The organism is Pseudomonas viridiflava, from assembly GCF_900602065.1.
Taxonomy (GTDB): domain Bacteria; phylum Pseudomonadota; class Gammaproteobacteria; order Pseudomonadales; family Pseudomonadaceae; genus Aquipseudomonas.
The window spans coordinates 325,255-346,071 of record NZ_UWFN01000350.1 but is presented as its reverse complement, the minus strand read 5'-3'; the positions used below and the strand labels follow the sequence as shown (position 1 = coordinate 346,071).

Annotated in this window: 18 protein-coding genes; 7 read left to right on the top strand and 11 right to left on the bottom strand. The window is 57.9% G+C overall.

Annotated features, from left to right (window positions below; translation table 11 throughout):
- Positions 1 to 83 precede the first annotated feature (83 nt).
- Positions 84 to 1,427 carry an MFS transporter gene (locus EE949_RS28610; RefSeq protein ID WP_122667354.1) on the top strand — a complete coding sequence of 448 codons (1,344 nt, stop codon included), beginning with the start codon at positions 84 to 86 and terminating at the stop codon, positions 1,425 to 1,427.
- A gap of 116 nt (positions 1,428 to 1,543) precedes the next feature.
- Here the strand turns inward: EE949_RS28610 and EE949_RS28605 are convergent, their stop codons facing one another.
- Positions 1,544 to 2,050 (bottom strand): GNAT family N-acetyltransferase, encoded by a 507-nt coding sequence (locus tag EE949_RS28605; RefSeq protein ID WP_162873970.1) that lies wholly within the window; start codon positions 2,048 to 2,050, stop codon positions 1,544 to 1,546.
- 344 nt (positions 2,051 to 2,394) lie between these two features.
- Here EE949_RS28605 and EE949_RS28600 point away from each other — a divergent pair, with 344 nt between their 5' ends.
- The 5 genes from EE949_RS28600 to EE949_RS28580 all read left to right on the top strand — a co-directional run bounded on the left by EE949_RS28600 (position 2,395) and on the right by EE949_RS28580 (position 7,069).
- On the top strand, positions 2,395 to 3,792 hold the full coding sequence (locus EE949_RS28600) for a COG3014 family protein (RefSeq protein WP_122667353.1): 1,398 nt from the start codon (positions 2,395 to 2,397) through the stop codon (positions 3,790 to 3,792).
- A gap of 13 nt (positions 3,793 to 3,805) precedes the next feature.
- A complete protein-coding gene (locus EE949_RS28595) occupies positions 3,806 to 4,177 on the top strand; it encodes a YcfL family protein (RefSeq protein WP_122667352.1) in 372 nt (123 codons plus the stop codon).
- A gap of 41 nt (positions 4,178 to 4,218) precedes the next feature.
- Positions 4,219 to 4,806 carry a penicillin-binding protein activator LpoB gene (gene lpoB, locus EE949_RS28590; protein WP_122667419.1) on the top strand — a complete coding sequence of 196 codons (588 nt, stop codon included), beginning with the start codon at positions 4,219 to 4,221 and terminating at the stop codon, positions 4,804 to 4,806.
- A 3-nt stretch (positions 4,807 to 4,809) separates the two neighbouring features.
- Positions 4,810 to 5,550 (top strand): penicillin-binding protein activator LpoB, encoded by a 741-nt coding sequence (locus tag EE949_RS28585; protein WP_122667351.1) that lies wholly within the window; start codon positions 4,810 to 4,812, stop codon positions 5,548 to 5,550.
- Between the two features lie 277 nt (positions 5,551 to 5,827).
- Positions 5,828 to 7,069, top strand: coding sequence for a nucleoside recognition domain-containing protein (locus tag EE949_RS28580; RefSeq protein ID WP_122667350.1), 1,242 nt, complete (start codon positions 5,828 to 5,830; stop codon positions 7,067 to 7,069).
- A 3-nt stretch (positions 7,070 to 7,072) separates the two neighbouring features.
- On the opposite strand, the gene EE949_RS28575 is transcribed toward EE949_RS28580, so the two are convergent.
- The 5 genes from EE949_RS28575 to EE949_RS28555 form a co-directional block, all read right to left on the bottom strand.
- Complete coding sequence (locus EE949_RS28575) at positions 7,073 to 8,299, bottom strand: DUF5924 family protein (protein ID WP_122667349.1); 1,227 nt, start codon at positions 8,297 to 8,299, stop codon at positions 7,073 to 7,075.
- Positions 8,300 to 8,554: 255 nt separating this feature from the next.
- On the bottom strand, positions 8,555 to 9,940 hold the full coding sequence (locus EE949_RS28570; RefSeq protein ID WP_122667348.1) for a M16 family metallopeptidase: 1,386 nt from the start codon (positions 9,938 to 9,940) through the stop codon (positions 8,555 to 8,557).
- Between the two features lie 72 nt (positions 9,941 to 10,012).
- A complete protein-coding gene (locus EE949_RS28565; protein WP_122667347.1) occupies positions 10,013 to 11,665 on the bottom strand; it encodes a Na/Pi cotransporter family protein in 1,653 nt (550 codons plus the stop codon).
- Positions 11,666 to 12,071: 406 nt separating this feature from the next.
- A complete protein-coding gene (locus EE949_RS28560) occupies positions 12,072 to 12,839 on the bottom strand; it encodes a TerC family protein (RefSeq protein WP_122667346.1) in 768 nt (255 codons plus the stop codon).
- 87 nt (positions 12,840 to 12,926) lie between these two features.
- Complete coding sequence (locus tag EE949_RS28555) at positions 12,927 to 14,234, bottom strand: CitMHS family transporter (RefSeq protein ID WP_122667345.1); 1,308 nt, start codon at positions 14,232 to 14,234, stop codon at positions 12,927 to 12,929.
- Between the two features lie 329 nt (positions 14,235 to 14,563).
- Here EE949_RS28555 and EE949_RS28550 point away from each other — a divergent pair, with 329 nt between their 5' ends.
- A complete protein-coding gene (locus tag EE949_RS28550) occupies positions 14,564 to 14,965 on the top strand; it encodes a GFA family protein (RefSeq protein ID WP_122667344.1) in 402 nt (133 codons plus the stop codon).
- Between the two features lie 99 nt (positions 14,966 to 15,064).
- Here the strand turns inward: EE949_RS28550 and EE949_RS28545 are convergent, their stop codons facing one another.
- The 5 genes from EE949_RS28545 to exbD all read right to left on the bottom strand — a co-directional run bounded on the left by EE949_RS28545 (position 15,065) and on the right by exbD (position 20,814).
- Complete coding sequence (locus EE949_RS28545; RefSeq protein WP_122667343.1) at positions 15,065 to 16,462, bottom strand: aminoacyl-tRNA deacylase and HDOD domain-containing protein; 1,398 nt, start codon at positions 16,460 to 16,462, stop codon at positions 15,065 to 15,067.
- Positions 16,463 to 16,549: 87 nt separating this feature from the next.
- A complete protein-coding gene (recG, locus tag EE949_RS28540; RefSeq protein ID WP_122667342.1) occupies positions 16,550 to 18,625 on the bottom strand; it encodes an ATP-dependent DNA helicase RecG in 2,076 nt (691 codons plus the stop codon).
- A gap of 8 nt (positions 18,626 to 18,633) precedes the next feature.
- Complete coding sequence (locus tag EE949_RS28535; protein ID WP_122667341.1) at positions 18,634 to 19,557, bottom strand: hydrogen peroxide-inducible genes activator; 924 nt, start codon at positions 19,555 to 19,557, stop codon at positions 18,634 to 18,636.
- 91 nt (positions 19,558 to 19,648) lie between these two features.
- Positions 19,649 to 20,392: an energy transducer TonB gene (locus EE949_RS28530; RefSeq protein WP_122667340.1), complete on the bottom strand. Its 744-nt coding sequence runs from the start codon at positions 20,390 to 20,392 to the stop codon at positions 19,649 to 19,651.
- Positions 20,389 to 20,814 carry a TonB system transport protein ExbD gene (gene exbD, locus EE949_RS28525; protein ID WP_122667339.1) on the bottom strand — a complete coding sequence of 142 codons (426 nt, stop codon included), beginning with the start codon at positions 20,812 to 20,814 and terminating at the stop codon, positions 20,389 to 20,391. Before exbD ends, EE949_RS28530 begins: the two co-directional genes overlap by 4 nt.
- Positions 20,815 to 20,817 lie beyond the last annotated feature (3 nt).

Sequence of the window (20,817 nt, the reverse complement as noted above, 5' to 3'; positions counted from 1 at the left end):
CCACCCCTGCCTTTCAACCTCATTGAGGCCATTCATACGGCGTCACCAAACGCTGTGCTGTACCTAAAAGAAGGACCGGAAAATTGAGCGATCAATCCACTCCGAACACTGCACTCGCCAGATTCTGCGAGAAAACCGGCATCCCCTATCCCATGTTCTGGGGCTTTGTTGGCCTCTTGATTTTCATGATCGGCGATGGCGTCGAATTGGGTTATCTCTCCCCTTTCCTTAGCGAACGCGGCATGCCTGCCGATGAAATCGCCATGGTCTTTACCGTCTACGGCGTCACCGTCGGTATCTCTTCCTGGTTGGCCGGCGCGCTCTCGAACATCTGGGGTCCCAAGCGCGTGATGATGATCGGCTTGCTGATCTGGAGCGCCTTCGAGGTGCTATTCCTGATCTACGGCCTGCAAAAGCTCAGCTACTCGATGATCCTGCTCACTTACGGTTTGCGTGGTTTCGGTTACCCGCTGTTCGCTTACGGGTTTCTGGTGTGGATTGCCGCCGCAACGCCATCGCGCAAAATGGGCATGGCCGTCGGCTGGTTCTGGGTGGCTTACGCAGCCGGGTTGCCGACCCTTGGCTCGCTGGTCGCCAGCGTCAGCATCCCGCTGATAGGTGCCATGGCTACTTTCTGGTTGTCTTTCGCCTTGGTAGTCGTTGGCGGAGTCATTGGCCTGGTGGGCATGCGCGACGCACACGGCATGAAACGTCTGGCACCCGAAGGCGAAAAACCGCTGGTGTCGATGGCCAAGAACATCACCATCATGTGGGAAATGCCCAAGGTGTCGCTCGCAGGTCTGGTGCGTGTGATCAACACATCATCGATGTTCGGCTTTCTGGTCATCATGCCCGGGTTCTTCATGCATACCGTGGGCTTCAGCCTTGAAGAATGGCTGCGACTGCTGACCATCGTGTTCGTGTTCAACATCATCGGCAACCTTGCTTCGAGCATCATCAGTACCCGGATCGGCTATCGCAACACCATCCTGTGGCTGGGTGCCGTGGGCAGCACGATCAGCACGCCGCTGTTCTTCTTCATGCCGCAGGCATTCCCGAACGACTTCCTGATTGCCTCGATCTTCGGTGCGTTCTACGGCCTGACGCTGGCCTGCTTCGTACCGCTTTCGGCACTGGCACCCGCCCTCGCCCCGCAGAACAAAGCGGCCGCCCTGTCGGTATTAAGCCTTGGTGCAGGCGCGTCGACCTGGGTTGGCCCTGCCGTAGTCGCCACCTTCCAGGACAGCTTCGGCCTGGCCGGCGTGGTCTGGGCATTCACCGGCCTCTATGCCCTGAGCGCGGTCATGACCGCCTTCCTGCGTGACCCTGAACCCGTGTTCGAACCGACACTGACCAAGACCAAACGGAAAATCAAAATCCGTGCGCCGCGTCTTGATTACCGTTGGGCGCATGCCGAGCAGAAGTAGGTAAGAGTTATCGCAATCTTTGTGGGAGCCGGGCTTGCCCGCGATGCAGACGACGCGGATTTCAGGCTCACCGCGTCACCTTCATCGCGGGCAAGCCCGGCTCCCACAAAAGCCACTCAGACACGCCGCAAGACGTAAAACTTGCTGTCCACCTTCATCACCGGAAAGCTCGCTGGTAAATCGTCCTTCGCCACTTCGGCAAATCCGTGTTTTTCGTAAAACCGGTGCGCAGCAAGAAACTTGTCGGTGGTGCCCAGGTAGATGTCTTTCACGCCGCGCCGCCAGGCCTCCTCAAGCAAAGTGCTGAGCAACTTCGCTGCAACCCCGAACTCACGTCCGCGAAAAGGCGCCGCCACGAACATTTTGCGCAAGGCTGTTTGCTGTGCGCCGATGTCTTTGAGGCCGATGGTGCCGATCACACGCCCGTCCTGTTTAGCAACCCAGAAATCACCGTTGCCGACCTGATAGAAGTCCGGAATGGCTTGCAGGTCCGGCTGGTCTTCGGCGGTTATTGCTATGCCGAATTCTTCGCGCTGGATGGGCAGGATCACGTCGACAACGCCCTGCTGATCAGCGTGCTCGAAGCGGTCAATCTGGATGCTGCTGGCGGTTGAGGTTGGCAAAACACAGGTCTCCTTCTATTGGGGCAAGCGCCGAAAGCAGCTGATATTTGCATAGCTGTGCCGCTCGCATAACCCTGTCAGTGATGAAAATTTGCGGCGTAAGAAGAGAGATTCGTGTGAGGCAGTTCTCCTCACAGGCGTAGGAATCTGCCTAAAAGCTTGTGAGCCATCAAAAAGCCATTGTCAGGATGAGAATGCCGCTTATAATCCCGCGCCCTGCGCTGCAAACGACATTCGCTCGCAACAAGGGTCTCATTGAGCAGCCAATAGAAGGCGGCTTTTCAAACGGATTTGCATAGCGGCTGGCTCAGTCCCTGCTATCTATTTCAGGGAATGAACGCTTCATGTCCTCTCGTGCGTTGACTGCCCTTGCGCTGCTCGCTGCTCTGCAACTGGCAGGCTGCTCTGCCTTCCGTAGCTACGACACCGAACTTAAAGAAACCAACCTGCAATTAGCCAGCGGTAACGTCGACGCCGCGCTGGGCGTACTGGAAAAGAACAACACCAGTGCTGGCAAGGACCTTCTTTATTACTTCGAGAAGGGCGAACTGCTGCGCGCCAAGGGTGATCTTGCCGGTAGCCAGACCGCATGGCGTGCGGCTGATACCGTGGTCTACCAGTGGGAGGAGTCGGTCAAGCTGGACACCGACAAGTACCTGGCTCAGTTCGGCAGCTTCCTGGTCAATGACAAAGTGCGTCGCTACGAAGGTTATGACTACGAAAAGGTCATGCTGACCACGCAGATGGCTTTGAACCTGCTGGCCAGGAATGACTTCGAAGGTGCCCGCGTCGAGATCAAGAAGACTCACGAACGTGAAGCCGTGATTGCAGAGCTGCGTGACAAGGAATACCTCAAGAGCGAAGAAGAGGCTGAAAGCAAAGGCGTCAAAACCGAGTTCAAGGACCTGAAGGGCTATCCGGTAGCCTCCCTTGATGCGCCTGAAGTCGTTGGCCTCAAGAACAGCTATCAGAGTGCGTTTAGCCATTACCTGTCCGGCTTCGTTTATGAAGCCATGGGCGAGAAAGGCCTGGCCGCGCCGGGCTATCGTAAAGCGGCAGAACTGCGTCCGAACACGCCATTGCTGGATGAAGCACTACTCAAATTGGATAGCGAGCAGAGCAAGGACGGCTACAGCGAAGTGCTTATCGTGGTACAGAGCGGCTTTGCGCCGGCACGCGATTCGGTGCGTATTCCGCTGCCACTGCCTATCAGCGGCAATCTGGTGATCACCCCGCTGTCGTTCCCGGTCATCAAGCCGGACACAACCACCGCAGCCTTCACCCAGATCGGCCTGGACGGTCAGCAGATCAATCTGACCAAACTCAACAGCACCACCGATATGTCTCGTCGTGCACTGCGTGATGACATGCCCGGGATCATTCTGCGCACCACAGTTCGTGCGATTACCCGCGGCGTCGCGCAAAAGCAGATCAATGACGTGAACCCGCTTGCCGGTCTGGCCGTGGGTATCGCCTCAGCCATTACCGAAGGCGCCGACACTCGCACCTGGCGCACGCTGCCGGATAACACTCAGGTTGCCCGCCTGCGCCTGCCCCAAGGCATGCATACCGTAATCCTGCCTTCTACCACCGGCGGCACCCATGTGCAGGTCAAGGTTGATCAGCGCTATCAAGTCGTCGCGCTGCGTGCCATTGGCAATCAGGTTTATACCGACGGCCTGATTGCTCAGGTAATGCCATCGACTGCACCGCAAGCCATCGCGACCACCAAACAACCCTGAACGGAGACCCATCATGCGTATCAAGATTCTCGGCGCGCTCGCTCTGGCCCTGCTTGTCGGCTGCTCCACCCCGCCGCCACCGGCGCCCGGCAGCGCGGCCAGCAAAGTGGTGTCGCTGGGTAACATGAAGAACATCGAAGTAGGTGCCATGCGCGTCGCCCGCGAAAACGGTTTTCTCACCGTCAATGTGCAGCTCAATAACACCAGCAGCTACAACAAGCAGATGTATTACCGCTTCGCCTGGCTGGGCAACGACGGCTTTCCCGTAGCCGATGCAGAGGCCTGGAAAAGCACGACGTTGTACGGCACCCAGACCAGCTACCTGCCCGCTATTGCACCGACGCCGAAAGCCACTGACTTTCGCCTCGAAGTGAAGACGCCTTGATCTACCCCCTATTTTGTTCAGTTGAAGAGAACTCCCGAATGCTGTTTATCCGCCTGTGCTCCATCGCCGCTGTCGCCCTGCTGGCCACCGGTTGCGCCAACAACTCCCCCTCGCTGGGTAGCAAGAACATCAGCTACGGCGACACCAAAGCCGTCGAGACCGTAACCAACGAATTCGGCTCCACCGATCTGCAGATGATCGCCGAGTCCATGACGCGCTCACTGGCTCAATCCGGCATTCTGCAAGGCCGTCCGGTGGTTCAGGTTTACGACGTAAAGAACAAGACCAGCGAGTACATCGACACCCGTGAGATCACCACGTCGATCAAGACCCAACTGATGAAATCCGGTACCGCCCGCTTCGCCAGCGACAACACCGAAATGCAGAGCCAGGTCGATCAGCTCAAGCTGCAAAACCAGAGCGGCCTGTACAAGAAATCGACCGTCAGCAAGACCGGTAACATGATCGCCGCCAAGTACCGCCTGGAAGGCTCGATCAGCTCCATCGTCAAGCGCAGTGCCGATTACAAGGACGTCTTCTATAAATTCAGCCTGCAACTGATCGATGTAGAAAGCGGCCTGGCTGAATGGATGGACGAGAAAGAAATCCGCAAAACCACGGAGCGTTGAGCAATGCGTGCATGGATGGGTATCTTCGGCCTGATGTGCGCCTTCGGCGTTCAGGCCGCACCGAAAATCGCAGTGACTGACCTGGCTTTTCAGGAGCGCGTGGAGGTTTATATCCACACCGTTTCGGCCAAGAACAACTTCCAGAGTAACTACTACAGCGCCAGTGGCTCGTCCAGCTACGATGAGTATGAAACGCGCTACAGCTATATCGAGCAGAGCGAGCTGCGCAAATTCAGTGGCGATATCAAAGGCGAGATTCTCAAGTCCGGGATGTTCCAGCTTGTGCAGGGGACGCCTTACACCGCCGGGTCCAAAGAAGACGTTTATGACGTCATAAAGCGCATCAAGAACGGCAGCTTCAAGGGCGCGGACTACGTGTTGTTCGGCACCGTGTCTGATGTCGACTTCCAGCAGGACATCGGCGAGCTGGCCAACACCAACAGCTATTCGGCGATTCTGGGTCTGACGCTGGTGGCGGACTTCAGCCTGATCAACACCCGCACTTTCGAGATCACCTCGGCGTTCACGGCCATGGGTGAAGGGCAGGACACCAAACTGGTCAACAGCCGCGACGTCAAAGTCTCTCTGAATCGCCCCCGTGTTGTGCGGGACGTGTCCCAATCAATCGGTGTGGATGTCGCCCGCCAACTGCGCGAGCAGCTGCGCGGTGAAGTGGAATACACCGGGCAGCCGGTGCAGCAGAACAACCTGCCAAGGGACGAAGCGCCGAAGATTTTGCGCTGAGTAAAAAGGCGCGGCGCCTGTCACCACTCCGCTGCCCGAATTGAAAAGGTATTCCCCGTGTGCGAATTCATTCGCGAAGGCGGCAGTCCCGATAAACTTCCGGACCTGACACACCGCTTTCGCGAATGAATTCGCTCCCACAGGGTTGCACGTTTATTGCACGAAAGCGTGGTGTCAGGGACATCGGCGGGGTTCCTACCGGTTTATCCGACACGTCCAGGGTTTGTTGTTTGCCCTTGCACCGCTATCATCGCGGCATCTTGCGGGGGACTTGTGAATGCTTAACGCTTTATGGCTCGGTTTTTTTCTGATTGCAGCAATCTCCGCATTCGGCCAGTGGCTGATTGGCGGTAACGCTGGCATTTTCGCGGCCATGGTCGAAAGCATCTTTGCCATGGCCAAGCTGTCGGTTGAAGTGATGGTGCTGCTGTTCGGCACGCTGACGCTCTGGCTGGGTTTTCTGCGAATAGCGGAGAAAGCCGGGATCGTCGACTGGCTGGCGAAAGTCCTCGGCCCGCTGTTTCTGCGTCTGATGCCCGAAGTCCCCTCTGGCCACCCCGCTCTTGGCCTGATCACGCTCAACTTCGCCGCCAACGCGCTGGGACTGGATAACGCGGCAACGCCTATCGGCCTCAAGGCCATGCGCTCCCTGCAGGAGCTCAACCCCAGCCAGACCACCGCCAGTAACGCGCAGATTCTGTTTCTGGTACTTAACGCGTCTTCGCTGACCCTGCTGCCCGTCTCTATTTTCATGTATCGCGCCCAGCAAGGCGCCCTGGACCCGACGTTGGTGTTCCTGCCGATCCTGCTGGCAACCAGCGCCTCGACGATCGTCGGCCTGTTGTCAGTTGCGTTCATGCAGCGCCTGCGACTGTGGGATCCGGTCGTGCTGGCTTACCTGATCCCCGGCGCACTGCTTCTCGGCGGTTTCATGGCGTTACTGGCAACCATGTCGGCGGCGGCGTTGGCGGGCCTCTCTTCCATCCTTGGCAACCTGACGCTGTTCGGCCTGATCATTATGTTTCTGGTGATCGGCGCGTTGCGCAAGGTGCAGGTCTATGAGGCGTTTGTCGAAGGCGCGAAAGAAGGTTTCGACGTCGCCAAAGGCTTGTTGCCCTATCTGGTAGCGATGCTCTGCGCGGTCGGCGTGCTGCGTGCTTCGGGCGCTTTGGATCTGGGCCTGGAAGGCATTCGTCATCTGGTTCAATGGCTCGGTCTCGACACGCGCTTTGTCGACGCCCTGCCCACCGCGATGGTCAAGCCATTCTCAGGCAGCGCAGCCCGGGCACTGCTGATCGAAACCATGCAGACCCAAGGCGTGGACAGCTTTGCAGCACTGGCAGCCGCGACGATTCAGGGCAGTACCGAAACCACGTTCTACGTGCTTGCCGTTTACTTCGGCGCTGTCGGCATTCAGCGCGCCCGCCATGCTGTGGGCTGCGCGCTGCTGGCTGAACTTGCCGGTGTGATCGCGGCGATCATGGTCACCTACTGGTTCTTCGGGGCCACTGCGCAATAAGGCTTAAGGCTGCTCGGCCGCAGGCTCGGCAGCCTCTGGTTTCGCGTCAGGCTCTGCCGCCTCGGGCTGAGCCGCTTCAGGTTGAGCGGCCTCAGGTTGCTTGACCTCCGGCTCTGAACGTTGCGGAGCGGCTTGATCTTTATCGCTGCCGCTGTCATCACCACCCGGCTTGAGACGGATGATCCGACCGCCCGGTCGAGTGACGGCGGGCTGATCAGCCTCGGTGACTTCAAAGCGCAGCACACCAATCATCTGCCCGTCTTCAGTCAGCACCCTTACCTGCCATTTGCCGACAGCGTCCTGCGGGAAATTACGCTTGTGAGTCCATGCCCGGTAGCCTTCCTTGCGACCGCCATGGATATCCAGCGCGATGCGATCGACCTCTTTGCCGTTGTGCCGCCACACGTGATAAATGCGCTCATCCAGACCACGCGGCGCATTGATCGAGGTGTAAGCATATAAACCACTGCTGCGTACCTGATTGGCGCTCACTTCAGTGACGCTATCGCCAGGCGTACGGTTTTTGTTATCAAACTCGGTACTCACGGCTACTTCGGTCAGCCACAAGGTTGCCGGTGGTACCCAGGAACGTAGCAGCCAGCCGGCGCCGCCTATAACCAGAATGGTAACGACCACCCCTACCCCGCGACGCCAGCTATTAACCGGGAAACTCGATATCAGGCTGGGGAATGACAGCAGCATGGCGATGCCCAGCGACAGTTTGTAACTCTCGGCTGTGGTCAAGTGCAGGATAATCGGGAGCGCGGTCAGCAATGCCGCGAACAACGTCAGCGTGTGCAAGGCCATGAATAGCCAGCGCCGGGGGGCGAGCCATTTGTAGTACAGCGGATCAATGATGGAAATCAGCCCTGCCGCCCCCAGCATTCCGGTAAAAATCGCCTGGGCGCTGTTCCATGTGGTGGTGATGAAAAAGAACGGCAGGACGAAGAACAGACTCTCCTGGTGGATCATCTGCGTGCCATAACGCAGTAATCCGGCAGGGATCTGACGCTTGAAGACTTTGGTGAACAGCACCATGGCGCTGCTTTCGACCATCAGCCACAGCCAGCTGAGCAGCATCACCACGGCAATCCAGGTCGCCAGCCCTTCCTGGCGGTCCACGAGGATGAAGCTGGCGATACCCGAGATGAAACCACCCGCCGCAATCAGCCCTGGATAACGCTTCATCAGTTCAACGATGCGGACGATCAGGGATTTCCATTGGGGCATTTCGGCGATTCACTTGGTGGCTGGAAAAAGGGTCAGCAGGATAACAGTGCTGCCAGTGAATTCATTGTTCGGTGTTTTGATACTGCTCTCTCAGGAGCTGCGCCGGTGGCACGGCGAACACCAGTCCCTGTGGGAGCGGTGCTTGCCCGCGATACATGAGACGCAGCTAGACGACATACCGCGTTATTGTTTATCGTCGGAATGCCGCCCAGACCAAGCTCGGCTCCCACAAAAGCAGGATTCCAACCTGAATGATCATCGGCGTTTGCGACGATAGCTGTTAACACGCCATCCAGCCAACAGCACCAGAATGCCCGCCACTGCCGCCGTCAACCAGAACAGCCCGTCATAGCTCAGCAGCGGCTGTTCAGTGCGCCAGTAGCTCTTCTGTTTGAGTAACTCACGCAGAGCGCGGTTGGCGTTGTCCAGGCTAACCGCTTTGTAACGCTTGGACGGATCTGCAAACCGGCCTTTCTCGTAATCGTTGAGCGCGCCCCAATAATAGTCCGCCAACGCGCTGTTGCCCTGTACGGCCCACGCCTGTTTGGCGATGGTCGCTTGCTTGATACGGGCGAATGCCGCCGGATCAAGGCCATCGGCCTGCAGACGCTCAAGCATGACGCGGATGTCTTCCTTGGCCTGATCAACGTCATCGCGCTCAAGATCGGCATTCAGGCTCATGAAGCCGCTGCCACCAAACACTTCCCGGTCGACCCACGGCCCGTAGGACAAACCATGCTTGAGTCGAAGGTCGCTGTAGAGCGCCCACTCGAGATAGTCGCTGACCAGCTCCAGCGTTTCATCGTGCTGATCGTCTAGCAACGGTTCATTGAAAATCAAATGCAGCCGCGCGGCGTCGCCCAATGCGCCGCGAATCAACGTGCGGTCTTTCTCGGCATTGTCATTGGCCTCGGCCAAGGGCGGGTGCTCTATGGGGTCGAGCGCGTCCAGTTCACCAAACGTACGCTCCAGATAGCCAGGCAGCAGCCGATCCAGGTCGCCCACCATGATCAGCGTCATGTTGTTGGGCGCATACCAGGAACTGAAAACCTCTTGAACCTGTTCCAGAGTGATGTGATCGACTTGCGGGCGCTCGGCACATTTGAGGCCCATTTCCACGGCCAGCTGGCTGCTGGCGCCATGGCCCAGGTCCTTGCGGTCAAGCCAGCGTTGCAGGTGCGAGTAATGGCCGCCGTCCTCACGCTCGACGATACGTTTCACCGTATCCAGATCTGGCTGATCGAAGTGCGTCTTGGTCAGCACCTCCAGTAACAGGTCCAGCACCTTGCGCTGGTTTTGCGCCGGGGCTTCGATCACGAACGTGGTATCGGTATTGCTGGTGAACGCGTTCCAGTCGCCCCCCAGCGCCTGCATGCGCTCTTCCAGCCCTCCTTCGCCTGTATCGTCAACACCGCTGAACAGCAAGTGCTCCAGCAGATGCGGCAGCTCTTTGTCTTCGCAAGGAAAGTCATCAAAGCCTATGCCGACTACAAGGCGAATCGCCACATGGCCTTTCTCATAGCCAGGCTTGAGCAGCAATTGCAGGCCATTGGGCAACAGGTAGCCCTCAACCTGAAAACGGTCGAGAGCAGATGAAGGCAGTGCGATCAAAAACAGACAAGCGAACAGCAGGCAACGCATAAAACATTGCTTCCTTGCGGATCGGTATGTCTAACAGACTTCGATGTGCCCGGTACGTTCACATCCCGTCTTTTACGCTGACTGCTCAGGCTCGCTTTCGCTGGACAGGGCACCGGTGTCGGCAGTTTCCAGTACCGCATAGGCACTGCTGCAGAACAGCGAGTTGAGACGCTTCATGTCGGCAATCAGCTCAAGGTGCAGCGAGCTGGTTTCAAGACTCTGCACGACTTTGCGCTGCAACCGGCTGACGTGCGCGTGGGCCAGACGTCGCTCCTGTGCCCGGAAGCGGCGTTTCTCACGCAACAACTGCCGGGCGCTTTCCGGATCGCTACTGAGAAACACCGACAGGCCTAGCCGCAAGTTGGATAACAACTGGGACTGCAGGCCCGCCAGCTCTTCCAGCCCGACCTCGGAAAACGAACGACGTTGGGAGGTTTTCTGCTGCTGGATTTTACGCAGCATGCGTTCGATCAAACCGGCAGCCAGCTCCAGGTTGATCGTCAGTTCGATAATTTCCGCCCAGCGCCGGTTGTCTTGCTCGCCGAGGTCTTCCCGGGGCATCTGCGCCAGATACAGTTTGATTGCGCTGTACAGCGCCTCGACATCGTCGTTAAGACGCCGCATTTCCTGAGTCATGGACGTTTGCGTACCGCGCAACACTTCCAGCATCGAGCCGAGCATGCCTTCAATCAGGTCGCCCATGCGCAGGGTTTCCCGCACCGCGTTGGCCAGTGCCAGGCTGGGTGTAGAAAGCGCGGTCAGGTCCAGATGACGCGGTTTGGCCAAGCCGTTGACCTCCGGACGCTCAGGCAAGATGACCGAACACAGACGCGCCATTGGACCGACCGTGGGCAACATGATCAGGCAGCGCGCGGTGTTGTAGATCAGGTGAAAGCCAATGACCATGTCTTGCGGGCTGAAGCCCAGGCTGTCGATCCAGTGCACCAGCGGATCAAGCACCGGAATAACCAGCAGCAAGCCAAACAACTTGTACAGCAAGCTGCCCAGCGCCACCTGGCGACCGGCCACGTTCTGCATACTGGTACTGAGGAATGCCAGCATGCCGCTGCCGATGTTCGCGCCGATTACCAGACCGATAGCAACCGGCAGACTGATGATCTCAGCGCCAGCCAGCGTTGCGGTCAGCAGAACGGCGGCAAGGCTTGAGTAGGAGATCATGGCGAACAACGCGCCAACCAGCGCATCCAGCAGCAAATCACCGGTTAACGAAGCGAACAGCACTTTAACGCCCGCGTTTTGCGTGATTGGCGCAGCAGCGGTGACGATCAATTGCAGCGCCAGCACAATCAGCCCAAGGCCAATAGCAACACGGCCGAGTTGGCCCAGGCGGGTTTGCTTGCGTGACAGGAAGAAAACCACGCCGAGGAAAATCAGCAGTGGCGACAGCCAGGACAAATCGAACGTCAGAACGCGCGACATCAACGCGGTACCGACATCCGCGCCCAGCATGATCGCCAGAGCAGGGGTCAGCGCCATCAGGCCCTGACCGACAAATGAAGTCACCAACATAGCGGTAGCATTGCTGCTTTGCACCACTGCAGTTACCAGGATCCCGGCGATGAACGCCAGCGGACGCCTGGACATGTTCTGGCTGATGACCTGACGCAACTGCGCGCCGTACACGCGCAGAATGCCGGTACGAACAATGTGAGTGCCCCAGATCAGCAAGGCCACGGCCGAAAGCAAATCGAGCAGGGTCAGCATACGGAAAGCCCCCTGAGCTGTGCCCATGCGGGCAATGAATTGAAGGTCCAGCGAATGACGCGCGTAATGGCTTCACTAACCTTTAGTCGGCCTTTGGCTTAAATGCCAGCACTGCATCGCGCCAGCCCATTGAAACAAATCTGTAATAAATCAGCCATCTACATTTACATGCTGCCAAACCCAATCCCCCGGGGGCGCGAATTTATTCGCGAATAGGCCGGTGCATCCGATGAAGATTTATCACTGGCAATTGCCTCTTCGCGAATGAATTCGCTCCCACAGGAATTGGGTTTACAGGCCAACATGAAGTTTCCCGCAAAGACTGCATTTCCCCGCACGATTTGCGGCCTCAGGCCAAAAAAAACGGGGCGCATCACTGCGCCCCGTTTTTTAACAACACACCGGTTTACTGCCCCGGGATGTCTTTACGCAGTTTTACTGGCTCGCTTTGCGCTTTCTTCTTGGCGTGCGCGATGCGCATCTTGATGTTGATCGCTTCAACAGCAAGGGAGAAAGCCATCGCGAAGTAGACGTAGCCTTTAGGCACATGCACGTCGAACGCTTCGGCGATCAATACGGTACCGACGACGATCAGGAACGACAGCGCCAGCATCTTGAGCGATGGGTGCTTCTCGATGAAGTCGCTGATGGTGCCAGCGCACAACATCATCACCAGCACGGCAACCACAATCGCGGCAACCATGACCGGCACGTGGGAAACCATGCCGACAGCAGTGATCACCGAGTCCAGCGAGAACACGATGTCGATGATCGCGATCTGGATGATGGTGTAGATGAACTTGCCACCCTTGCCACCTGGCTCGTCCGCAGACTCTTCTTCGCCTTCCAGACCGTGGTAGATCTCTTGCGAGCTCTTCCACAGGAGGAACAGACCACCGAAGAACAGAATCAGGTCGCGGCCCGAAATGCCCTGGCCCATCACGACGAACAAATCAGCGGTCAGACGCATGACCCACGTGATCGACAGCAGCAACAGGATGCGCGTGACCATGGCCAGCGCCAGGCCGAAAATCCGGGTGCGCGCCTGCATGTGTTTAGGCATGCGGCTGACCAGGATCGAGATCATGATGATGTTATCGATGCCCAGAACGATTTCCAGGGCAGTCAGGGTGAAGAAAGCAATCCATATTTCAGGACTGGTCAGCCATTCCATTTTGTAATCCTTTGAGCGTTTAAACTTTTGCGGCCCAGGCCCGACGGTGAAGACCGGGACATGGGCCGCAAAACAAGTGAGCCGACTTTATAGACTGCTGTAGAGAGGAAAGATCCCCATCAGCAAAGCGGCAACCATTATGCACAGGCAAACCAGAACTGCCCACTTCAAGGTGAAGCGCTGGTGGTCACCGAATTCGATACCGGCCAGGGCGACCAGCAGGTAAGTCGATGGAACCAGCGGGCTGAGCAGGTGAACCGGCTGACCCACGATCGAAGCGCGGGCCATTTCCACCGGCGAAATACCGTAGTGAGCAGCCGCCTCAGTCAGTACCGGCAACACGCCGAAGTAGAACGCGTCGTTGGACATGAAGAAGGTAAACGGCATGCTGACCAATGCAGTAATGACCGCAAGGTACGGGCCCATGGCGTCCGGAATTACTGCCAACAGGCTCTTGGACATGGCATCAACCATGCCGGTACCGGTCAGAATGCCGGTGAAGATACCCGCAGCGAAGATCAAACCAACCACTGACAGAACGCTACCAGCGTGAGCCGCCACACGGTCTTTCTGATCCTGCATGTTCGGGTAGTTGATGATCATTGCGATACTGAAGGCGATCATGAACAGCACTGGCAACGGCAACAGGCTCATGATCAGCGAGATCATCAGCACCAGTGTCAGCGCACCGTTGAACCAGATCATCTTCGGACGACGAGCATCCGGAAACTGCGAAACACTGATTTCGCTGTGATCGGCTTCATCGCCCTGCAGATGCAGTTCGCCCAAACGAGCGCGCTCACGCTTGCCATAGAAGTAAGCAATCAGCAGAAGTGCAACCACCCCGGCGAACATGGCCGGAATCATCGGTACGAAAATATCGGATGCTTCCACATGCAATGCACTGGCCGCACGGGCGGTCGGCCCACCCCATGGGGTCATGTTCATGATGCCGCCCGCCAGAATGATCAGGCCGGCCATGATGCGTGGGCTCATACCGATGCGACTGTACAACGGCAGCATCGCTGCGACGCAGATCATGTAAGTCGTTGCGCCGTCACCGTCCAGAGAAACCACCAGTGCCAGCACCGCAGTACCCACCGATACTTTCATCGGGTCGCCTTTGACCCACCTCAGAATCTGACGCACGGCCGGGTCGAACAGACCCGAGTCGATCATCAAGGCGAAGTACAGAATGGCGAACATCAGCATCACGCCAGTCGGCGCGAGCTTGGTGATACCGGCCAGCATCATCGGGCCGATTTCGGTAGCGAAACCGCCGAAAATGGCAAACAGGATCGGTACCAGAATCAGAGCAATCAGCGCGGAAAGGCGCTTGCTCATGATCAGGTACATGAAAGCAATCACCATGGCAAAGCCAAGGAAGGTCAACATAGTAAATACTCCAGGCGGTACGCGATTGGCTAAGGCGAAGGGCGAATCAGCTCAAGAAGAGCGGCGCATGGAGTAGGGGCGAAAGCGGGGAATGCAGCAGGGCACTAGAGCACATCAGGGTCACCATTTGTTGTTGTTAACTGGGCCTTTGTACGTTGTGAAACGCACATGTGGCTGACCGGTCTATTGCCGGCGGTGGGTGGATGCTAATCGGCCAAGCTTTCATTCAGCTTTCGCCGCTGAAACCTTTGAGCGTTAGTTTTTGATGACGAATGCGAGCCTGAACGGTCAGAAGTTCATCAGCACGTCTAGAACAAAGGAAAAGGGATATGGGCCAGATCACTACCGGCGGATGCCATTGCGGCAATCTGCGTTATCAGTTTGATGCACCGCTGCAGGACATCGCCCATTGCCATTGCTCAATCTGCCGACGCACCTCGGGCGGGATTGTCATGACCTGGATTTCAGTACCTGTGACGTCATTCGAATGGACCGAGGGCAGCCCGGCGACCTACGACTCAGGCCCGACCTGTGTGCGTTATTTCTGCAATAACTGCGGCGCCCAGCTGGCATTATTTTCGCGCAACAGCCCGGAGGACATAGACGTCACGGTGGCCACTTTTGACCAACCGGAGCTTGCCCCTGCCGATCGTCACATCTGGACGGACAACCGCTTGCCGTGGCTGCACCTGGATGAGCAGTTGCCGGGGGAGGCGCAGGAAACGGTTTGACAAGAACCTGTTGGAGCGAGGCTTGCCCGCGAAGAACGGTAACGCGGTTTGCCAGCTATACCGCGTCGTTTGATTCGCGGGCAAGCCTCGCTCCAATAATCAGCTAGAAAACTGCGAAGCCAGTTCCCGCAATAGCACTTCTGCTTCCAGCACCTTGCGCACTGACTCTTCAGCCTTTTCCCGGCTCAGGCTCAAGCGGGCGAAGAGCTCGTCCGGGATATCTTCTTTAGGTCCCGAGCCAATGCCGTTCTGGCGCAACAGACGTACCGAGAGGTAAACCAGATTGGCGTAAGCGCTGTGCTCACCGTCATAAGTCGGGTCGTGCTGGAAGCGCAAGGCTGTGCACAACTCATCAGGCATGTCCCAGTAGCGCATCAACCAGGACCCCATCTGCTCACGACTGATGCCCAGCAAATGTTGCTCCACATAGCTGTGGTGCAAGTGAGGGTTAACTTCCAGCTGCCGGCAGATCAACGAGAAATGCGGCGGGAACACATGGGCCAACAACAGGTAGCCGAAGTTGTGCAGCAACCCGGCCAGATACGTCAGGCCCGCCTCAGGGCGCTGTGCCCGAGGCATTGCGCGAGTCAGCCCCTCAATAACCGCAGCGGTATAAATCGACTGCTGCCAGTAAGGCGTGGTCTGTTGCGGGTGATCCTTGGGCAGACTGAGGGTTTTGCCCAGTGCAAGGCCCAGCGCCAGATTGATCACCAGATCGAACCCCAGAACACGGACGATGGCATCTTCAACCGAGCGGATCTTGCCGGTGGACGCGTAGTAAGGCGATGCGGCCCAGCTCACAACCTGTGCCGCCAGGGCCGGATCAGTCTCGACCACCCCAGTGATGTCATCAATGGTCGCGTCAGGGTCGACACGCAGTTTGATGATCTTCTGCGCGGTTTCCGCCAGCGGCGGGATTTCCAGAGTCGCTTCAAGACGCTGCTGAATGCGGCGCGCCGTGAAGGCGTGCATGGCCTGGGTAATCTCTTCGCGATCATCATCGGGACGATCGAGGTTTGGATGAATCGTGCTCAGCAACTCGCCAAAATGCGCAGCGCTGGCTTTGCTCAACATGGATTTGAAATCTTCGCTGCTGATTTCCAGCAAAATCCCGGGCTCGCCCGAGCCGATCAACACTGACGGTTCCTGCAACAGACGATCGTCATACAGGCAAGGCGAACTGGTCAACGCAGGCAGACCTGGTAATACATGCAGGCTGTGCTTGGCCAGCATCTTCAGCATGCGCGTGTGAGACACGGCGACCAGTTTGCGACCGGTTAGCTCGGTGATGCGGCTAAGGTCCAGCAACTGACTTTGCGGAAACAGGATCAGAAGTGCGCCGACAGCGTCCTCGACCAGTACCGCCTGGACGATACGTGCTGCGGGCAGATGCGGGGACTCATCCACTTCGCGGTAGCCGATTGCTAGTTTGCCAAGCAACTGCCGAATGACGGAGGGGGCATGCGGCGCTTCATCGACGTGGGCAACTTCTGTCATGGCGGGTATCCAAATTCTTACAGTCGCTGAAGTATAACCAGCTTGGCTGTTTCGGGTGTGATGCGATCATCAAAGCGACGACATGCATCACACCTGACCGTATTGCTGTCCGTGACGAAGCCATCGCTCCAGCAGCGGACTGACGTGCTGCGGCCACCGCTCAAGCAAGGCCTGAGCAGCGTCACGTACGGCTGGTAGCAGGTCGGCATCGCGCATCAGATCCGCGACTTTGAACTGCAGCAGTCCGGTTTGCCGGGTACCGAGCATCTCGCCGGGCCCGCGCAACTCCAGATCCTTCTCGGCAATCACAAAGCCATCGTTGGTTTCACGCATGATGCCCAAGCGCTGGCGACCTATTTGCGACAGCGGCGGATGGTAAAGCAGTACGCAGTGGCTGACGGCACTGCCACGGCCCACGCGACCACGGAGCTGGTGCAACTGCGCCAGCCCAAGACGCTCGGGGTTTTCGATAATCATCAAGCTGGCGTTGGGAACGTCGACACCGACTTCAATCACCGTCGTCGCCACCAGCAGCTGCAGCGCGCCCTGCTTGAACTCGGCCATGACCGCTGCCTTCTCGGCAGGCTTCATGCGTCCGTGGATCAAGCCCACACGGAACTCACCCAGCGCACTGGTCAATTCTTCAAAAGACGTTTCCGCCGCCTGACACGTCAGCTCTTCGGACTCCTCGATCAAGGTGCAGACCCAATACGTCTGACGACCTTCCGCGCAGGCAGCCCGCACCCGCTCAATCACTTCGATGCGCCGGGTATCTACCACCAGCACGGTATTGACCGGAGTACGTCCGGGCGGCAGTTCGTCGAGAATCGACGTATCCAGATCCGCATACGCGCTCATCGCCAACGTGCGCGGAATCGGTGTAGCCGTCATGATCAGTTGATGCGGGCACATCAGGCCGCCAACACCTTTTTTGCGTAGCGCCAGACGCTGTTGCACACCAAAGCGGTGCTGTTCGTCGATGATCACCAGTGCAAGATTCTTGAACTGCACTTCGTCCTGAAACAACGCGTGGGTGCCTACAACCATTGGCGTCCCACCCGCGATCTGTTCAAGCGACGCGGCGCGGGCCTTGCCTTTGAGCTTGCCAGCCAGCCAGGCGGTTTCGATGCCGAGCGGCTCCAGCCAGCGCTTGAAATTAATGTAGTGTTGTTCGGCAAGAATTTCGGTCGGCGCCATCAACGCCACCTGGTAACCGGCCTCCAGCGCCTGCAGGGCGGCGAGGGCGGCCACAACGGTTTTACCGGCCCCAACATCGCCCTGAATCAAACGCAGCATCGGCTCGGGCTGACTCAAATCGTAAGCAACTTCCTTGCCCACACGCTGCTGTGCCCCGGTAGGTGCGAAACCGAGGTTGGCAAGAAACTGCTTTGGCAGTTTTTTAGCCACCGGTAACGCCGGAGCCCTTTGCGAGCGCAGGCTTTCGCGCAAGCGTTGCTGGGACAATTGATGGGTCAGAAGCTCTTCAAACGCCAACCGGTGCTGCGCCCAGTGGTGTCCCAACGCGAGTTCTTCAACATCGGCATCAGCCGGCGGGTGATGCAGGTAGCGGATCGCATCATCCAGCGGAGCAAGCTGATAATCCCGCGCAAGTTCTTCCGGCAACCAATCGGGCAGGCTTTTTGGCCCGAGCATCGTCAGGGTTTGCTGACTGAGCTGACGCAAGCGTTGCTGGGTCAGACCTTCGGTTGTGGGATAGATCGGCGTGAGCGTTTGCTCAACAGGCGCAGGCTCGCTGCCGGTCAGCGCACGGTATTCCGGATGGTAAATTTCCAGACCTGACGCACCCGGCCGTGCCTCACCAAAACAGCGGATATGAGTCCCGCGCTTGAGCGCGTCCTTCTGCGCGTTGCTGAAGTGATAAAAACGCAGGCTCAGGCTTCCGGTACCGTCGTTCAGACGCACCAACAGACTGCGACGCTTGCCCATGACCACATCAGCGCCACTGACCGTGCCTTCGATTACGGCATCCTGCCCAGGACGCAATTGCCCTATGGGCACAACGCGGGTACGGTCTTGATAACGCAACGGCAAGTGAAACAACACGTCCTGCAGATTTTCCAGCCCGACCTTGGCGAGCTTCTCGGCCATGGCCTCGCCAACGCCCTTGAGCGCGGTGACCGAGACTTGAGACAACTCGCTCATCAGGCCACTCAGCTCGCTTCGGTTTTCGGACGTGCCACAGAGCACAAACGCACGGAGTCAGCGAGGATTTCAATCGCCTTGGGCCGCGGGAAGCTGGCGCGCCATGCAATCGCTACCGTACGGAACGGCACCGGCGGGGTCAGCGGACGAACTTCAATCACGCCAGGCGCGTAATGATGGCTGTCCACTGCCGACATCGGCAGGATCGAGATCCCCAGACCGGAAGCCACCATGTGGCGAATGGTCTCCAGGGAGCTGGACTCGACGGTGGTGTGCTTGGCCCCTTCGCTGCCCTTGGTCAGGGTCGGGCAAGCTTCCAGCACCTGATCACGGAAGCAATGACCTTCACCCAGCAGCAACAGGCTCTTGTCGTTGAGCGCAGAGGCGTCGATGGTTTCTTTCTGGGTCCACGGGTGATCGGCAGGCATCAGGACGTAGAACGGCTCGTCATAAAGCTGCATGGTCAGCACGTCGGCTTCGTTGAACGGCAACGCAATGATAATTGCGTCCAGCTCGCCATTACGCAGCTTGTCGCGCAGTACATGTGTGAAGTTTTCTTCGATGTACAACGGCATCTGCGGGGCGACCCGGTGCAGTTGCGGAATCAAATGCGGGAACAGGTAAGGGCCAACGGTGTAGATGGCACCGACCTTGAGCGGCGCGGTCAGTTGGTTCTTACCTGCCTGGGCCAGCTCGCGAATGCCCTGGGCCTGCTCCAGAACCTTTTGCGCTTGAGCGACGATGCCTTCACCGACTGGCGTTAGACGCACGGCACTCTTGCTGCGCTCGAAGATAAGCACACCCAGTTCATCTTCCAGCTTTTTCACGCCTACCGACAACGTCGGCTGGCTGACATGGCAGCGCTCAGCGGCATGACCGAAGTGCTGTTCCTGAGCGAGGGTAACGATGTAGCGCAATTCTGTGAGAGTCATAACGTGCGTCCATGAAGTTGCGGCCCCAGCATAGCGGCTGCAATCGATAGACGCACGTTATCAAGTGACTGCGTTGTATCAAAATTGCGACTTAGCGTCTGTCCAGCGAGTAAACGAACGGTGCCAGGATCTCAATGGTGCCGTTGTTCAATGTTTCCGCTGGTGGTTTCGGCAACGGCTGAGCACGACGGATCATCTCCATGGTGGCCCTGTCGAGTGCCGGACTGCCCGAACTACTGGCAATCGAGTACGACAGCACGTTGCCATCCGCATCGACCACAAAACGCATACGGGCAACCCCTTGCGTACCACTACGGCGAGCTTGCTCCGGGTATTTTTTAAACTTGGCCAGATGCTTCAGCAGATCGCTCTGCCAGCTAGGCAATGCCGTACTTGGCGGCGCAGGCTGACTTGGTGGCGTTGGCGCAGCCGATTTCTCGACCTTGGCCGTCGTCGGCGGTGTATCGACCTGTTTTTCGTCGGCTGGCAGATCCTGCGGCGGCTCAGGCTTTTTAACCGGTTTGGGCGGCTGCGGCTTGGGCTTTGGCTTGACCACCGGCTTGGGCACGGCGATTTCCGCCTTCTCGACTTCCGCTACCTTGGGAATGATTTCTTCCTCGGGTGCTGGAGGCTGAGGCGGCTGAACCACTTGCGGCGGTGGCGGCGGTGCTGGTTCTGGCTCAGGTGCCAACTCAACCATCATGGCCGCAGGAGGTAGCTCGATAGCCTGGGATGCAGGCCAACGAAGCGCGACCACGATTGCGATGGCATGCACGGCCAGCACCAACAACAGACTACCGCTATAGCGCGTCAGTTTTTGGCGCGTACTGATCATTTCTTACCAACCGTCTCTAGACCGACCAGACCGACTTTGAGGTAGCCCGCAGAGCGCAGAGCGTTCATGACTTCCATCAGGTCGCCGTAATCCACACCTTTATCGGCCTGGAAGAAGATCGTAGTGTCCTTCTTGCCTTTGGTCCGGACGTCGAGAACCTGACCCAATTGCTCACGAGCAACTTTGTCGTCCCCCAGATACACGCTCTGGTCAGCCTTGACGCTGAGGAACACGGGCTTCTCGGGCCGAGGTTGCGGCTTGGCGGTAGAGGCGGGCAGGTCGACTTTGATGTCTACCGTCGCCAGAGGCGCTGCCACCATGAAGATGATCAGCAGTACCAACATGACGTCGATGAACGGCGTAACGTTGATTTCGTGGTTTTCGGCGAGATCGTCGTCGCCTTCCTTCAGATGCATGCCCAAGGT

Coding starts and splice junctions, on each gene's coding strand:
- EE949_RS28600 (WP_122667353.1), top strand. CDS start 2,395: ATGTCCTCTCGTGCGTTGACTGCCCTTGCGCTGCTCGCTGCTCTGCAA.
- EE949_RS28595 (WP_122667352.1), top strand. CDS start 3,806: ATGCGTATCAAGATTCTCGGCGCGCTCGCTCTGGCCCTGCTTGTCGGC.
- EE949_RS28585 (WP_122667351.1), top strand. CDS start 4,810: ATGCGTGCATGGATGGGTATCTTCGGCCTGATGTGCGCCTTCGGCGTT.
- EE949_RS28580 (WP_122667350.1), top strand. CDS start 5,828: ATGCTTAACGCTTTATGGCTCGGTTTTTTTCTGATTGCAGCAATCTCC.
- EE949_RS28575 (WP_122667349.1), bottom strand. CDS start 8,299: ATGCCCCAATGGAAATCCCTGATCGTCCGCATCGTTGAACTGATGAAG.
- EE949_RS28570 (WP_122667348.1), bottom strand. CDS start 9,940: ATGCGTTGCCTGCTGTTCGCTTGTCTGTTTTTGATCGCACTGCCTTCA.
- EE949_RS28565 (WP_122667347.1), bottom strand. CDS start 11,665: ATGCTGACCCTGCTCGATTTGCTTTCGGCCGTGGCCTTGCTGATCTGG.
- EE949_RS28560 (WP_122667346.1), bottom strand. CDS start 12,839: ATGGAATGGCTGACCAGTCCTGAAATATGGATTGCTTTCTTCACCCTG.
- EE949_RS28555 (WP_122667345.1), bottom strand. CDS start 14,234: ATGTTGACCTTCCTTGGCTTTGCCATGGTGATTGCTTTCATGTACCTG.
- EE949_RS28550 (WP_122667344.1), top strand. CDS start 14,564: ATGGGCCAGATCACTACCGGCGGATGCCATTGCGGCAATCTGCGTTAT.
- EE949_RS28545 (WP_122667343.1), bottom strand. CDS start 16,462: ATGACAGAAGTTGCCCACGTCGATGAAGCGCCGCATGCCCCCTCCGTC.
- recG (WP_122667342.1), bottom strand. CDS start 18,625: ATGAGCGAGTTGTCTCAAGTCTCGGTCACCGCGCTCAAGGGCGTTGGC.
- EE949_RS28535 (WP_122667341.1), bottom strand. CDS start 19,557: ATGACTCTCACAGAATTGCGCTACATCGTTACCCTCGCTCAGGAACAG.
- EE949_RS28530 (WP_122667340.1), bottom strand. CDS start 20,392: ATGATCAGTACGCGCCAAAAACTGACGCGCTATAGCGGTAGTCTGTTG.